This window comes from Amycolatopsis deserti, assembly GCF_014653945.1.
GTDB classification, from domain to species: domain Bacteria; phylum Actinomycetota; class Actinomycetes; order Mycobacteriales; family Pseudonocardiaceae; genus Amycolatopsis_E; species Amycolatopsis_E deserti.
In genome coordinates, this window is record NZ_BNAU01000001.1 from 255,282 (window position 1) to 268,665 (window position 13,384).

Here is a 13,384-nt window from a genome sequence, read left to right on the forward strand (position 1 = left end):
AAAGATCTGGCTGGTGGCTGGGATCGTGCTGCTCGTGTCGCGGTTTGAGTTGCTCTCGGATGAGCAGTGGGGGTTGATCGAGGATTTGCTGCCGGTGCGGACCGGGAGGCCGGGGCGGCCGTTCTCCGACGCCCGGGCGATGGTGGAGGGGATCATCTACCGCTACCGGTGCGGGATCGCGTGGCGGGATGCGCCGGCGGTGTTCGGTCCATGGGAGACAATCTGGACCTGGCACCGCCCGGCTGGCCGAGGCGGGCACCTGGGATGTGGTGCTCCAGCGGCTGCTGGCCGCAGCGGGTGAGATTGATTGCGCAGTCTCGGTGGATTCCACCATCGCCCGCGCCCACCAGCACGCCACCACCATCACCCGCCACACAGGGGGCTGGATCGAACTACACGAAACCCGGCATCGAGCCGCCTGACCACGCCATCGGCCGCTCCCGCGGCGGCCCGACCACCAAGATCCACCGGCTGGCCGACGGCAACGGCCGCCCCCTGGTCACCCTGCTCACCGCCGGGCAGGCCGGGGACTCCCCGATGTTCGAACCGCTCATGGCCAACCTGCAGGTCCCCCGGCTGGGCGGCGGCCGGCCGCGCACCCGGCCCAATCGAGTGCGCGGCGATAAGGCCTACTCCTCCCGCGCCATCCGCCAACACTTGCGCCGCCGCGGAATCCGCGCGGTCATCCCCGAACCCGCCGACCAGATCGGGCACCGCAAACGCCGCGCGTCCCGCGGCGGCCGCCCACCCGCCTTCGACGCCCAGGACTACCGCGGCCGCAACGTCATCGAACGCAGCTTCAACCAGCTCAAACAATGGCGCGGCACGCCACCTGCTACGACAAACTCGCCACCCTCTACCGCGCAGCCATCCTCATCCACGACACCACCACCTGGACAAAGGCATCGTCAGACACGAGCTAGATGTTCGTCGGGCACGGGCCGGTCGCCGGGGTGACCGGGGCCGGCTCGTACGCCTGCACCGGCGTCGTGCAGCCGGTGGGCATCAGGTGGCCGTCCTGCTGCAGGTAGGTCACCCAGTACAGCGGTGCGAGCGCGAAGCTGGGCTCGTACGTGCTCTGCCGCACCGCGGCGTCCGGCAGGCCGTCGGCGTTGAGGTCGCGCACGTCGGCCGAGACGCCCTCCACCGCGGTGTCCACCGTGATCTTCGTGTCCACCCGCAGCGCCGCGACGGCCGCGGAGTGCACGCCGTACTCGAACGCGACGGAGCACCACCCCGCGCCGCAGAGGCCGGCCGTCAGCCGCTCGTAGGGGTGCCCGTCGCTGCCGAGGACCTGCGCCGTGTCGACCAGGCTCGCGCCGTTCCAGTAGGCCAGCACGCTGCCGCCGGCTCCGTGCAGCCCGTCGAGCCGGTGGCCGCCGGGCAGCGCGGCGGAGAACACGGTCTGGCAACCCTGTTCGCAGCCCGGCACGACCGGCGGCGGCCCGGCCACCCGCGGCGGCGCGGTCGTCGTGATCGCGGCGGCCGACGGGATCGCCAGCGCCACGACGCCCAGCAAGGCCAGCAGACAGCCGCGAATCCCCCTCTTCATGTGCTCCATTGTGACCGGTTCCGGTTCCCGGCGCTGTGCCCACCAGGACTGCCCCTCGACCTCGGCTTCGGATCGCCGCGCGTCACCGTGCTGAGGCGGCGGTGCTACCGGGCCGGTCGGCCCAGTCCCGGCGCGGAGCCGGTGGCCACGAGCCCGGCGGCGGGGGAGACGTGACGGCGCGCGATCAGCCAGCGATCGCCCGCCTCTTCGTAGTCGTCCTCGATGCGGCCGATCGTCGTCCAGTCGGCCGGCCGGTGCTCGCCGCTCGCGGTGCGGGTGGCGGCCCAGTGCCACACGGTGGCGTAGCCGGACAGGTGCGGCCGCCCCGACGACCAGTCGATGCTGCTCTGGCCGGCGACGTGCGCGACAGCCGGCCCCGGACGCCGTCCGCCGGCGAGCATGAAGCGGGCGAACTCGTCGCGGCCGTGGAACCGCTGCGGCGGGCCGGGCATGATCGTGTACTCGATGTCCGCCTCCGGCGTGAAGCATTCCCGCGCCAGCCGGGCGTAGTCGCCGGCGTCGGCGAGCTGGAAGAAGCGGAAGTGGGTGCGCTGGATCTCCCGCTCCGCGAGGAGGATCTCGAGCGGGCCGAGGGCGTCGGACATGGTTCTCCTCGATGACGACGGCAACTGTACTTGCGAGTCTAGTTTGCTGGACCATCCCGTCTAGTGCTGCGTCCGCACTCTGAGATCATCACCCGCACGTGCGCCGGCGACCTACTCTCGGGCGGCATGACACCCCCACTGCCGTTGATCGACATCTCGCGTTTCCGGGACCCCGCCGCCGATCGGGAAGAGTTCCTGGCGCAACTTCGGCACGCCGCGCACGAGGTCGGGTTCTTCTACGTCGTCGGGCACGGGGTTCCGGACGAGCTGACCGCCGGGATCTTCGACGTGGCGCGGAAGTTCTTCGCGCTGCCCGAGCGGCAGCGGCTGGAGATCGAGAACATCCACTCGCCGCAGTTCCGCGGCTACACCGCAACCGGCCACGAATACACCGCCGGTGCGCCGGACTGGCGGGAGCAGATCGACATCGGCCCGGAGCGCGCGGCGCTGGACCTCGTCCCCGGTGATCCGGCGTGGAAGCGGCTGATCGGCCCGAACCAGTGGCCCTCGGCGCTGCCGGAGCTGCGGGAGACGACCCTGGCGTGGCAGGCGGAGGCGCTGCGCGTGAGCCGTGAGGTGCTGCGGGCGCTGGCGGCCTCGCTCGGGCAGGACGAGGGCTACTTCGACGAGTGGTTCGACGCCGAGGCCGCCACCCACGTGAAGATCATCCGCTATCCGGGCCGCGTGCGGGAGGACGCCGACCAGGGTGTGGGCGCCCACAAGGACTACGGCTACCTCGCGCTGCTGCAGCAGGACGAGGTCGGCGGCCTGCAGGTCCAGGCCGCCGACGGAAGCTGGATCGACGCCGTGCCGGTCCCGGGCAGCTTCGTGTTCAACATCGGCGAGATGCTGGAGATCGCGACCCAGGGCTACCTGACCGCGACCCGGCACCGCGTGGTCAGCCCGCCCTCGGGCGTGGAGCGGTTCTCGGTGCCGTTCTTCCTCGGGCCGCGCCTGGACGCGGTCGTCGAGCCGCTGACCCTGCCCGCCGGCCTGGCCGCCCAGGCCCGTGGCATCAGCGACGACGCGGACAACCCGCTGCTGGCCGCCTACGGCGAGAACGCCCTCGTGGGCTGGCTGCGGTCGCACCCGAAGGTCGCGCAGCGCTGGTGGTCCGACGTGCTGGCGGAGCACGCGTGACCGGCACCTGGTCGTTCCACACCCGGCAGATCCACGCGGGCGCGAGCCCGGACCCGGCCACCGGCGCCCGCGCCACGCCGATCTACCAGACCAGCTCCTACGTCTTCCGCGGCGCCGACCACGCCGCCCGCGCGTTCGCCTTGCAGGACCTGGAAACCCACGCCTACACGCGGCTGTCGAACCCGACCACCGCGGTCGCCGAGGCGCGCCTGGCCGACCTGGAGTCCGGCGTCGCCGCGGTCGCGGTGGCCAGCGGTCAGGCGGCGGCGTCGCTGGCGTTGCTGAACCTCGCCCGCGCCGGCGACCACATCGTGTCGGCGGCGAGCCTGTACGGCGGCAGCCACAACCTGTTCGCCCACACCTTCGCCGACCTCGGAATCGCCGTCACCTTCGTCGACCCGGACGACCTCGGTCGGTGGCGCGCCGCGGTGCGGCCGGAAACCAAGGCGTTCTACGCCGAATCGATCGGCAATCCGCGCGGCAACGTGCTGGACGTGGCGGCCGTCGCCGCCGTCGCGCAGGAGGCCGGTGTGCCGCTCGTGGTGGACAACACCGTGCCCACCCCGTACCTTTCCCGGCCGCTGGAACACGGCGCCGACATCGTGGTGCACTCCACGACGAAGTTCCTGTCCGGGCACGGCACCGGCATCGGCGGCGTCGTGGTGGACGGCGGCCGGTTCGACTACCGGGCGGATCCGCGGCGCTGGCCGCAGTTCACCCGGCCCGACCCCAGCTACCACGGCCTGGTGTTCGCCGAGGAGTTCGGCGAGCTCGGCTACAGCCTGCGGTTGCGCACGGAACTGGTGCGCGACCTGGGCCCCGCGGTGTCGCCGTTCACCAGTTTCCTGCTGCTGCAGGGCATCGAGACGCTGTCGCTGCGGATGGCGCGGCACAGCCGCAACGCCCAGGCGGTCGCGGAATGGCTGTCGGAGCAGCCCGAGGTGGCCGAAGTGCACTACGCAAGGTTGCCGTCCAGCCCGTGGTTCGACGCGGGAAAGCGCTATCTGACCCGCGGCGCGGGCGGGGTGCTGGCGTTCGACCTGGCCGGCGGGCTGGACGCGGGCCGCCGCTTCGTCGACGGCCTGACCCTGTTCAGCCACCTCGCCAACATCGGCGACGTGCGGAGCCTGGTCATCCACCCGGCCTCGACCACGCACGCGCAGCTGGACCCCGGCCGGCAGCGGGCCGCCGGAGTCACCGCCGGGCAGGTGCGGCTGTCCGTCGGGCTGGAAGGACTGGACGATCTGCTCGCCGATCTCCGGCGCGGCCTCGACGCGACCCACGGGAGACAGTGATGGCCGAGTTCACCGGCACCCGCGGCACGATCCACCACCGGCACTGGACCCCGGCGAACCCGGCGGCGCTGGTGGTGTTCTTCCACGGCCTCGGCGAGCACATCGGCAGCTACGAGCCGCTGGCCGCGGCGCTGAACGACGCCGGGTTCGCGCTGTGGGCGCACGATCACGCCGGGCACGGCCGCAGCGCCGGGGAACGGGTGCTGATCACCGCGATCGACGACCTGCTCGACGACGCCGCCACCCTCGTCACGCTCGCCCGCGACGCGCACCCGGACCTGCCGCTCGTCGTCGCCGGGCACTCGCTCGGCGCCACCGTCGCCACCCTGCTGACCGCCGAACGGCTGCTGCCGTCCGGTGTCCGCCCGGCCGCGCTCGTCCTGGCCGGCGCCTCGATCGTCCCGGCGCCCGGCGCGGGCGGCGGGCTGGCCGAACTCCTGGCCAGCGGCATCGACCCGCTCCACCTGCGCAAGGACCCGGGGGAGCTCACCCGCCACCCCGGCTACGCCCAGCAGATCCGCGAAGACCCGCTGACCTGGCAGGGCGGGATCCGGGTGGAAACGCTGGCCGCCCTCGCCGCCGCGGCCGAACGGCTGGCCGCGGTGGTGTCCACACTGGACCTGCCGGTGCTGCTGCTGCACGGCGAGAAGGACGACCTGGCCCCGGCCGAGGGCGCGCGACGGGCGGCGGAACTGCTGCCCGACGCCGAAGCGGTGATCTTCCCCGACGACCTCCACAACATCCTCAACGAACTCGACCGCGACGCCGTCCACGCCACGTTCGTGGATTTCGTCCGCAAACACCTCCGAGGAGAACGATGAGACGCCTCCTGCCCGCCGCGCTGACCGCGGTGGCCCTGCTGCTCGCCGCGTGCGGCACCGGCGGCACCCCGCAGACTCCGGCCGCGAGCCAGGCCGCCACCCCACCCGACGACCAGCTGGACACCAACGCCACCGTCGACGTCCGGCTGGTGCTGGAACCCACCAGCCTGAACATCTTCGGCACCTCCGGCGCCGCGCTCGACCAGATCCTGCTCGACAACGTCTACCAGGGCCTGGTGAGCATCGACACCGGCGCGGGCGACAAGATCGTGCCCGCGCTCGCCACGTCCTGGGAGACCTCGCCCGACGGCCTGACCTACACCTTCCACCTGGCCCAGGGCGCGAAGTTCCACGACGGCTCGCCCGTGACCGCCGCCGACGTCGTGTGGTCGCTGCAGCAGCAGACCGCGCCCGGCTCGAAAGCCGTCTACGGCGCCAACTTCGCCACCATCGACACCGTCACCGCGCCGGACCCGGCCACCGTGCAGGTCAAGCTGACGCAGCGGGACAGCTTCCTGCTGTGGAACCTCACCCAGCGCGGCGGCATCGTCTACAAACAGGGCACCGACTTCGCCACCCTCGACGGCGCCGAGAACGGCAGCGGCCCGTTCACGCTCGCGCAGTGGAACCGCGGCTCGTCGATCACCCTGGCTCGCGACGACGACTACTGGGGCGCCAAGCCGAAGGTCGCGAAGGTGGTGTTCCACTACATCACCGAGCAGAACGCGGCCAACAACGCGCAGCTGACCGGGCAGACCGACATCCAGACGGCGGTCGACCCGACCCTGCTGTCCGCGTTCGCCGGCAACAACGGCTTCACCGTGCTGACCGGCACCACGACCGACAAGTTCACGCTCGCCTTCAACGGCACCCAGGCGCCGTTCACGAACCCGGCGGTGCGGCACGCCATCCGGCAGGCGATCAACAAGCAGGACGTCATCCGCGCCTACGGCGCCGGCACCGCCATCGGCAGCGCTGTCCCGCCGCAGGACCCCTGGTACGAAGACCTCACCGCGATCGACGCCTACAACCCGGACAACGCCCGGAAGCTGCTCGCCGACGCCGGGTTCCCCAACGGACTCGCGCTCACGCTGACCGTGCCGAGCATCTACCCGGCCGCCATCAGCGACGTGCTGGTGTCCAACCTGAAACAGGTGGGCATCACCCTCACCGTGCAGGCGGTGGAGTTCCAGACCTGGCTGTCCCGCGTCTACCAGCAGCACGACTTCCAGCTCAGCCTCGTCGACCACGCCGAACCACGCGACCTGGCCAACTACACCAAGCCGGGCTACTACTTCGGCTACGACAACGCGCAGGTGCGGGACTGGTACGCCCAGGCGCGGCTGGCGGCGACCGACGGCGAGCGGGACGCGCTGCTCGAGCGCGTCGGCAGGCAGATCTCCGAGGACGCGGCGACCGACTGGCTGCTGCTCGGGCAGGCCAGCACGGTGGTGCGCACCGGCGTCTACGGCGTGCCGCAGAACGAGACCAGCAACCGCTTCAACGTCAGCACGCTCGCGGTCGCCAAGTGACGCTGTTCCTGCTGCGCCGGACCGGGCTGCTGGCCCTGGCCCTGGTCCTCGCCAGCGTGCTCGTGTTCGCCCTGCTGCGGCTGCTGCCGGGCGACGTCGCCGCCACCATCGGCGGCATCCAGGCCGGCCCGGAGCAGCTCGCGGCGATCCGGGCCGGCCTCGGCCTGGACCGCTCGCTCGCCGTCCAGTACGGCGAGTGGGTGTCCGGCGTGCTGCGCGGTGACTTCGGCCGCTCCCAGCTCAACGGCACCTCCGTCAGCGCCGAGCTGGCGGCGAAACTGCAGGTGACGGCGCCGCTGATCGCCGGGTCGGTCCTCGTCGCCGTGGCCGTCGCGGTGCCGTTCGGCACCTGGGCCGCGGTCCGGCACCGCGGCTGGGCCGGTAGCGGCATCAGTGCCCTGGCGCAGATCGGCATCGCGGTGCCGGCCCTGTGGCTCGCGCTGGTGCTGGTGCTGGTCTTCTCCGTGACGCTGCGCTGGCTGCCCGCCCAAGGGTTCCCGGTCGGCGGCTGGAGCGAACCCGGCGCGGCGCTGCGGAGCCTGATCCTGCCCTCGATCGCGCTCGGCCTCACCGAAGGCGCGGTGCTGCTGCGGTTCGTGCGATCGGCGGTGCTGGGCGTGCTGCACTCCGACTACCTGCGCACGGCACGCGCCAAGGGGCTGACCCGCACGCGGGCGCTGCTGCGGCACGGCTTCCGCAACGCCGCGGTGCCGGTCGTGTCGGTCCTCGGGCTGCAGCTGGCCACCCTGATCGTCGGCACGATCGTCGTCGAGCGGGTGTTCACGCTGCCCGGCGTCGGCAGCATGCTCGTCACCGACGTGGGCAACCGCGACCTGGTCAAGGTGCAGGGCGAGGTGTTCGCGGTGGTCGCGGCGGTGTTGCTGATCGGCTTCGCCGTTGACGTGGTGCACCGGATCGTCGACCCGCGGCTGCGGGAGGCGGGATGAGGCTCACCGCCGCGCAGCGCCGCCGCCGCGCCCTCCGCACCGTGCTGGCCGCGCTGGTCCGCCGCCCGGCCGGTGTGTTCGGGCTGACCGTGCTCGCCGCGCTCGTGCTGGCCGCGCTGGTGTCGCTGTTCTGGACGCCGTTCGACCCGCAGGCCACCGATCCCGGGAAGGCGTGGCTGCTGCCGTTGCGGGACGGGCACCTGCTGGGCACCGACCGCATCGGGCACGACCAGTTCAGCCAGCTGCTCGCGGGCAGCCGGGAAACCCTGGTCGCCGCGGTGGCGTCGGCCGCGTTGGCGACGGTGATCGGCCTGGCGCTCGCGTTGCCCGCCGCGCTCGCGCCCCGCTGGATCAGCGCGCCGGTGGTCCAGCTGATCGACGTCCTCGTCGCCTTCCCGGTGCTGCTGCTGGCGATGGTGCTCGCCGCGGTGTACGGCAGCTCGCTGGGCACGGTGGTGACCGCCATCGGGATCGGGTTCGGCGTCGCGGTCGCCCGGGTGGCGCGGGCCGAGCTGGCATCGGCGCGGGGCAGCGACTACGTGCTCGCGGCGCGCGCCGCGGGAGCGGGCACCGGCCGGATCGTCCGCAAACACCTGCTGCCCGCGCTCGCCCCCACGCTCATCGTCCAGCTCTCGCTGGTGATGGCGCTGGCCGTGCTCGCCGAGGCCGCCCTGACCTACCTCGGCTACGGCAGCTCGCCGGCGACCCCGTCCTGGGGCGGGATGCTGCACGAACAACAGGCCTACGTCAGTGCCCGGCCGCTGCTGGTCATCTGGCCCGGGCTGGCCGTGGCCCTGACCGTGCTCGGGTTCAACCTGCTCGGCGACGCACTGCGCGACGCGACCGACCCACGCCTGCGGAGCGGCCGATGACACTGCTGGAGATCACCGGACTGACCGTCCACATCGGAGAGAAGAAGCTGCTGGACGGCGTGGACCTGACGCTGGCGGCGGGGGAGAGCACCGGGCTGATCGGCGAGTCCGGCTCGGGCAAGTCGCTGACCGCCCTGGCCGTGCTCGGGCTGCTGCCCGAGGGCGCCCGTGCCGAGGGCAGTGTGCGGCTGGACGGCACGGAACTGCTCGGGCTCGGCGACCGCGCCCTGTCCCGCGTCCGCGGGGAACGGATCGCGATGGTGTTCCAGGAACCGCTCACCGCGCTCAACCCGCTGATGCGGGTGGGCAGGCAGATCGCCGAACCACTGCGGCTGCACCGCGGACTGTCGCGCCGGCAGGCACACGCGGAGGCGGTGCGGCTGGCCGGGGAGGTCGGGCTGCCCGACCCCGGCCGCGCCGTGCGGGCGTTCCCGCACCAGCTCTCCGGCGGGCAGCGGCAACGGGTCGGGATCGCGATGGCCCTGGCCTGCCGTCCGGCGCTGCTGATCGCCGACGAGCCGACCACCGCGCTGGACGTGACCGTGCAGGCGGAGATCCTGCGGCTCATCCGCGACCTGGCCGCCGAGCAGGGCACCGCGCTGCTGTTCATCACCCACGACCTCGCGGTGCTGGCCCAGGTGGTGCGGCGGGTCGTGGTGCTCGGCGGCGGCCGGGTCCTCGAAGACGGCGCGCTGCGGGACATCCTGCGCGCCCCCGCCCACCCGTACACGCGCCGCCTGCTCGAGGTGGCGCGGGTCGAGTCGTTCCCCGCGGAGGTGGCCCCGTGACGGTGCTGTTGTCGGCCGAGGGGCTGCACCGCTCCTTCCGCCTGCCGCGGCGGTCGCTGTTCGGCCCGCGCGGCGAACGGCACGCCGTGCGCGACGTCGGGGTGACGGTGGAGGCCGGGCGGCACCTGGGGATCGTCGGCGAGTCGGGCGCGGGCAAGTCCACCCTCCTGCGGCTGCTGCTCGCCCTCGACCGGCCGGACGCCGGCACGGTGCGCTACCGCGGGCGCGTCGTCGAAGGCAGGCGGCCGACCTGGTTCCGCGAAGCCGTGCAGGTCGTCCTGCAGGACCCGATGAGTTCCCTGGACCCGCGCAGCATCGTGCGGGACATCGTCGCCGAACCGCTGGAGTGCCTGAAGGTCCCTGGCGACCACGACGACCGCGTGGCCGAGGTGCTCGCCGACGTCGGTCTGGAACCGGACGCCGCGTGGCGGTACCCGCACGAGTTCTCCGGCGGGCAGCGCCAGCGCATCGCGATCGCCCGCGCGCTCGCGCCGCGTCCCGAGGTGCTCGTCGGAGACGAGCCGTTCTCCGCGCTGGACGCGTCCGTGCGCGCCCAGGTCATCGGCCTGGTCCGCGACCTGGCTGCCCGGTTCGGGCTCACGCTGGTGCTGGTCTCGCACGACCTCGCGGTGGTGCGGCAGTTGTGCGAGGAGGTGGTCGTGCTCAAGGACGGGGCGGTCGCCGAGCGCGGCGCCACCGCCGAGGTGCTCCGCGAACCCCGGCACCCCTACACGAGGGCGTTGCTGGCCGCGGTCCCGCGGCTGCCCGAGTGAGTCCGACCTGACGTCGCTGGTCATTCGACCGCGACGCCGAGCACCTCCAGGAACGCGGCGGCCGCCGGGGTGAGGCCCGCCGTGCTCCAGACCAGGTGCTCGATCCGCCCGGGCGCGTCGGTGACCGGCACCGTTGCCACGCCGGACAGTTGCGGCGCGTACGTCGAGGGCAGCATCGCGACGCCGAGGCCCGCCCGGATCAGCCCGGCCATCAGCTCCGCCGTGGTGACCTCGAACGCCACGTCGCGCTGCAACCCGGCCGCCGCGAAGGCCTGGTCGGACTGGGCGCGGCCCGGCGTGCCCGCCGTGAAGTCGACGAACTGCTCCTCCGCGAGCGTCCGCAAATCGACTTCGGCCCGCTCCGCCAAGGGATGGCCGGGTGCGAGCACCGCGACGAGCCGGTCCCGCGCCAGTTCCGCTCCCCGCACCCCCTCGGGCCGCGCGGTCACCGGCAACCCGAGGAAGGCCAGATCCAGCGCGCCCTGCCGGACCTGCTCCACCAGCTCGTTGCTCCCCGCCATCCGCAGCCCGACCCGCACGTGCGGGTGCCGCTGCCGGAACACCCGCAGCGCGTCCGGCAGGTCGACCGCCGCGACCGTGGGGATCACCCCGACGCTCAGCCGGCCCCGCACCTCGCCGACCGCGGCCGCCACCTCCGCCGCCGCCCGCTCGGCGAAGTCCAGGCACTGCCGCGCCGCGGGCAGGAACGCCGCGCCCGCCGCGGTCAGCCGCACCCGGCGGCTGGTGCGGTCGAACAGCCGCGCCCCCAGTTCCCGCTCCAGGCGCGCGATCTGGTGGCTGAGCGCCGACTGCACGACGAGGCACCGCTGCGCCGCCCGTGTGAAGCTGCCGGTTTCGGCGACCGCGACGACGTACCGCATCTGCTGGAGTTCCACCGATCTATCGTGCCTCACGATCGATCACGTGACGAACATGTGTTGGACTCATGAATCAGCCGGGCCGAGACTGGCCTGGTGAGACTTCGCGACACCGCACTGGCCGCCTTCGCGCCCGTGGTCTGGGGCTCGACCTACGTGATCACCACCGAACTGCTGCCGCCCGCCCACCCGATGTTCGCGGGCCTGCTCCGGGCCCTGCCGGCGGGCCTGATCGCCCTCGCCGTGACGCGGACTCTCCCGCGCGGGGCCTGGTGGTGGAAGGCCGCCACGCTCGGCGTGCTCAACATCGGCCTGTTCTTCCCGTTCCTGTTCGTCGCCGCCGAGCGGTTGCCCGGCGGCGTGGCGGCGACCCTGGGCGCCACCCAGCCGCTGATCGTGGCCGTGCTCGCGGTGGCGGTCCTGAAGGAAAGCCCGTCGGTGTGGCGGTTCGCGTGGGGCGTGACCGGTGTCGCCGGCGTGGGCCTGGTCGTGCTCGGCCCCGCCGCCGGATTCGACGCGGCCGGCATCCTGGCCGGGCTGGGCGGCGCCGCGACCATGGCGCTGGGCGTCACGCTCACCAAGCGGTGGGGCCGTCCCGACGGCGTCGGCCCGGCCACGTTCGCCGGCTGGCAGCTCACCGCGGGCGGGTTGTTCCTGGTGCCGGTCACGTTCGTGGCCGAGGGCGCCCCGCCCGCGGTCGACGTCCCGGCGGTGCTCGGCTACCTGTGGCTCGGGCTGGTCGGCGGGTTGCTGGCGTACGTGGTGTGGTTCCGCGGGATCGCGAAGCTGCCGGTCACCTCGGTCGCCGTGCTCGGCCTGCTGTCGCCGATGGTCGCCGCGCTGCTCGGGGTCGTGGTGCTCGGGCAGACGCTCGGACCGGTCCAGCTGACCGGGGTCGCCCTGGCCCTGGCCGCGATCGTGGCCGGGCAGCGGTCCGGGCCGGCTGTGCGCCAGCGCGCCCTGGACGGAGCCGGCGTCCCGGTGGCCGACGGCACAGCTGAGAAATTCGTTCGTCCCACCAACGACTGTGTTATCGTTGGGTCGGCAAACGTTAGAGCACCGAACGAACGCGGGAGCTGACCCCATGATCGAACCGTTACGCATCGACATCCCCCAGGCCGACCTCGACGACCTGGCCGGCCGGCTCGCCCGCACCCGCTGGCCCAACGAGGTCGCCGGCGCCGGCTGGGACTACGGCTTCCCGCTGGCGCGGCTGAAGGAGCTGGCCGAGCACTGGCGCACCGGGTACGACTGGCGCAAGCACGAGGCCCAGCTCAACGAGCTGCCGCACTACACCACCGAGATCGACGGCCAGAACATCCACTTCGTGCACGTCCGCTCCGCCAGACCGGACGCGCTCGCGCTGGTCCTCACCCACGGCTGGCCCGGCTCGTTCCTGGAGTTCCTGGACGTGATCGAGCCGCTGTCGCGCGACTTCCACCTGGTCATCCCGTCCATCCCGGGCTACGGCTTCTCCGGGCCGACCCACGAGGGCGGCTGGGACGCCGTGCGGATCGCGCGGGCCTGGGCCGAGCTGATGCGCCGTCTCGGGTACACCCGCTACGGCGCGCAGGGCGGCGACTTCGGCGCCGGCATCTCGCTGGCCCTCGGCTCGGTCGCGCCCGAGCAGGTCGTCGGCGTGCACGTCAACTACCTGCCGACCCGGCCGGACCCGGACGCCGGCGTCGCACTGTCCGAATCGGACGAAGCCAGGCTGGACAAGGTCCGGCAGCTGATGGCGGACCGCCCGCCGTACCAGGCCCTGCAGGCCGCCACCCCGCAGACTATCGGCTACGCGCTGACCGATTCGCCGGTCGGGCAGCTGGTCTGGATCGCCGAGCGGTTCGCGCACTGGACCGACCCGGCCTCGCGGATCAGCGACGACCGGATGCTCACCAACATCTCGCTGTACTGGCTGACCGCGACCGCGGCGTCCTCGGCACGGCTGCACCACGACGCCCCGCGGGGGCGGCCCCTGCCGTGCCCGGTGCCGGTCGGCGTGGCCGTGCTCCCGCACGACATCACCCAGTCGGTGCGGCCGCTGGCCGAGCGGCTGTACGACATCCGGCACTGGTCGGAGTTCGAGCGCGGCGGTCACTTCGCCGCGATGGAGGTGCCGGACCTGCTCGCCGAGGACGTCCGGACCTTCTTCCTGACCACCCCGGCTTCCTGAGGAGACCG

General features: G+C 72.9%; 13 protein-coding genes and 1 pseudogene. 11 read left to right on the forward strand and 3 right to left on the reverse strand.

Annotated features, from left to right (window positions below; genetic code table 11):
• Window positions 1-22: 22 nt before the first annotated feature.
• A pseudogene (locus IE290_RS01190) lies at window positions 23-923 on the forward strand (IS5 family transposase).
• Here the strand turns inward: IE290_RS01190 and IE290_RS01195 are convergent.
• The gene (locus IE290_RS01195) at window positions 920-1,552 is read right to left on the reverse strand and encodes a hypothetical protein (protein ID WP_229874026.1); all 633 of its coding nucleotides are present in this window, start codon (window positions 1,550-1,552) and stop codon (window positions 920-922) included. The pseudogene IE290_RS01190 and the gene IE290_RS01195 overlap by 4 nt on opposite strands.
• 104 nt (window positions 1,553-1,656) lie before the next feature.
• Window positions 1,657-2,157, reverse strand: a complete 501-nt coding sequence (locus tag IE290_RS01200) for a nuclear transport factor 2 family protein (protein ID WP_191242610.1) — start codon at window positions 2,155-2,157, stop codon at window positions 1,657-1,659.
• Between the two features lie 126 nt (window positions 2,158-2,283).
• On the opposite strand from IE290_RS01200, the gene IE290_RS01205 reads away from it, so the two are divergent.
• Genes IE290_RS01205 through IE290_RS01240 form a run of 8 tightly spaced genes read left to right on the forward strand, consistent with a single transcriptional unit; the run spans window position 2,284 to window position 10,325 of the window.
• On the forward strand, window positions 2,284-3,297 hold the full coding sequence (locus IE290_RS01205; RefSeq protein ID WP_191242611.1) for an isopenicillin N synthase family dioxygenase: 1,014 nt from the start codon (window positions 2,284-2,286) through the stop codon (window positions 3,295-3,297).
• Window positions 3,294-4,592 carry an O-acetylhomoserine aminocarboxypropyltransferase/cysteine synthase family protein gene (locus IE290_RS01210; protein WP_191242612.1) on the forward strand — a complete coding sequence of 433 codons (1,299 nt, stop codon included), beginning with the start codon at window positions 3,294-3,296 and terminating at the stop codon, window positions 4,590-4,592. Before IE290_RS01205 ends, IE290_RS01210 begins: the two co-directional genes overlap by 4 nt.
• Window positions 4,592-5,413 carry an alpha/beta fold hydrolase gene (locus tag IE290_RS01215; protein WP_191242613.1) on the forward strand — a complete coding sequence of 274 codons (822 nt, stop codon included), beginning with the start codon at window positions 4,592-4,594 and terminating at the stop codon, window positions 5,411-5,413. Before IE290_RS01210 ends, IE290_RS01215 begins: the two co-directional genes overlap by 1 nt.
• Complete coding sequence (locus IE290_RS01220; protein WP_191242614.1) at window positions 5,410-6,945, forward strand: ABC transporter substrate-binding protein; 1,536 nt, start codon at window positions 5,410-5,412, stop codon at window positions 6,943-6,945. The genes IE290_RS01215 and IE290_RS01220 overlap by 4 nt, the downstream gene beginning before the upstream one ends.
• Window positions 6,942-7,892 carry an ABC transporter permease gene (locus tag IE290_RS01225; protein ID WP_191242615.1) on the forward strand — a complete coding sequence of 317 codons (951 nt, stop codon included), beginning with the start codon at window positions 6,942-6,944 and terminating at the stop codon, window positions 7,890-7,892. Before IE290_RS01220 ends, IE290_RS01225 begins: the two co-directional genes overlap by 4 nt.
• Complete coding sequence (locus IE290_RS01230) at window positions 7,889-8,764, forward strand: ABC transporter permease (protein WP_191242616.1); 876 nt, start codon at window positions 7,889-7,891, stop codon at window positions 8,762-8,764. The genes IE290_RS01225 and IE290_RS01230 overlap by 4 nt, the downstream gene beginning before the upstream one ends.
• The gene (locus tag IE290_RS01235) at window positions 8,761-9,552 is read left to right on the forward strand and encodes an ATP-binding cassette domain-containing protein (protein ID WP_191242617.1); all 792 of its coding nucleotides are present in this window, start codon (window positions 8,761-8,763) and stop codon (window positions 9,550-9,552) included. The genes IE290_RS01230 and IE290_RS01235 overlap by 4 nt, the downstream gene beginning before the upstream one ends.
• Before the next feature lie 5 nt (window positions 9,553-9,557).
• A complete protein-coding gene (locus IE290_RS01240; protein ID WP_373300410.1) occupies window positions 9,558-10,325 on the forward strand; it encodes an ATP-binding cassette domain-containing protein in 768 nt (255 codons plus the stop codon).
• Window positions 10,326-10,345: 20 nt separating this feature from the next.
• Here the strand turns inward: IE290_RS01240 and IE290_RS01245 are convergent, their stop codons facing one another.
• On the reverse strand, window positions 10,346-11,221 hold the full coding sequence (locus tag IE290_RS01245) for a LysR family transcriptional regulator (RefSeq protein WP_191242619.1): 876 nt from the start codon (window positions 11,219-11,221) through the stop codon (window positions 10,346-10,348).
• 78 nt (window positions 11,222-11,299) lie between these two features.
• On the opposite strand from IE290_RS01245, the gene IE290_RS01250 reads away from it, so the two are divergent.
• Window positions 11,300-12,283: an EamA family transporter gene (locus IE290_RS01250; protein ID WP_229874027.1), complete on the forward strand. Its 984-nt coding sequence runs from the start codon at window positions 11,300-11,302 to the stop codon at window positions 12,281-12,283.
• Window positions 12,284-12,287: 4 nt separating this feature from the next.
• Window positions 12,288-13,376 carry an epoxide hydrolase family protein gene (locus tag IE290_RS01255; protein ID WP_191242620.1) on the forward strand — a complete coding sequence of 363 codons (1,089 nt, stop codon included), beginning with the start codon at window positions 12,288-12,290 and terminating at the stop codon, window positions 13,374-13,376.
• Window positions 13,377-13,384: the final 8 nt, after the last annotated feature.

Excerpts from the sequence above, each read along its gene's own strand:
- IE290_RS01195 (WP_229874026.1), bottom strand. The coding sequence starts at position 1,552 with ATGAAGAGGGGGATTCGCGGCTGTCTGCTGGCCTTGCTGGGCGTCGTG.
- IE290_RS01200 (WP_191242610.1), bottom strand. The coding sequence starts at position 2,157 with ATGTCCGACGCCCTCGGCCCGCTCGAGATCCTCCTCGCGGAGCGGGAG.
- IE290_RS01205 (WP_191242611.1), top strand. The coding sequence starts at position 2,284 with ATGACACCCCCACTGCCGTTGATCGACATCTCGCGTTTCCGGGACCCC.
- IE290_RS01215 (WP_191242613.1), top strand. The coding sequence starts at position 4,592 with ATGGCCGAGTTCACCGGCACCCGCGGCACGATCCACCACCGGCACTGG.
- IE290_RS01220 (WP_191242614.1), top strand. The coding sequence starts at position 5,410 with ATGAGACGCCTCCTGCCCGCCGCGCTGACCGCGGTGGCCCTGCTGCTC.
- IE290_RS01230 (WP_191242616.1), top strand. The coding sequence starts at position 7,889 with ATGAGGCTCACCGCCGCGCAGCGCCGCCGCCGCGCCCTCCGCACCGTG.
- IE290_RS01235 (WP_191242617.1), top strand. The coding sequence starts at position 8,761 with ATGACACTGCTGGAGATCACCGGACTGACCGTCCACATCGGAGAGAAG.
- IE290_RS01255 (WP_191242620.1), top strand. The coding sequence starts at position 12,288 with ATGATCGAACCGTTACGCATCGACATCCCCCAGGCCGACCTCGACGAC.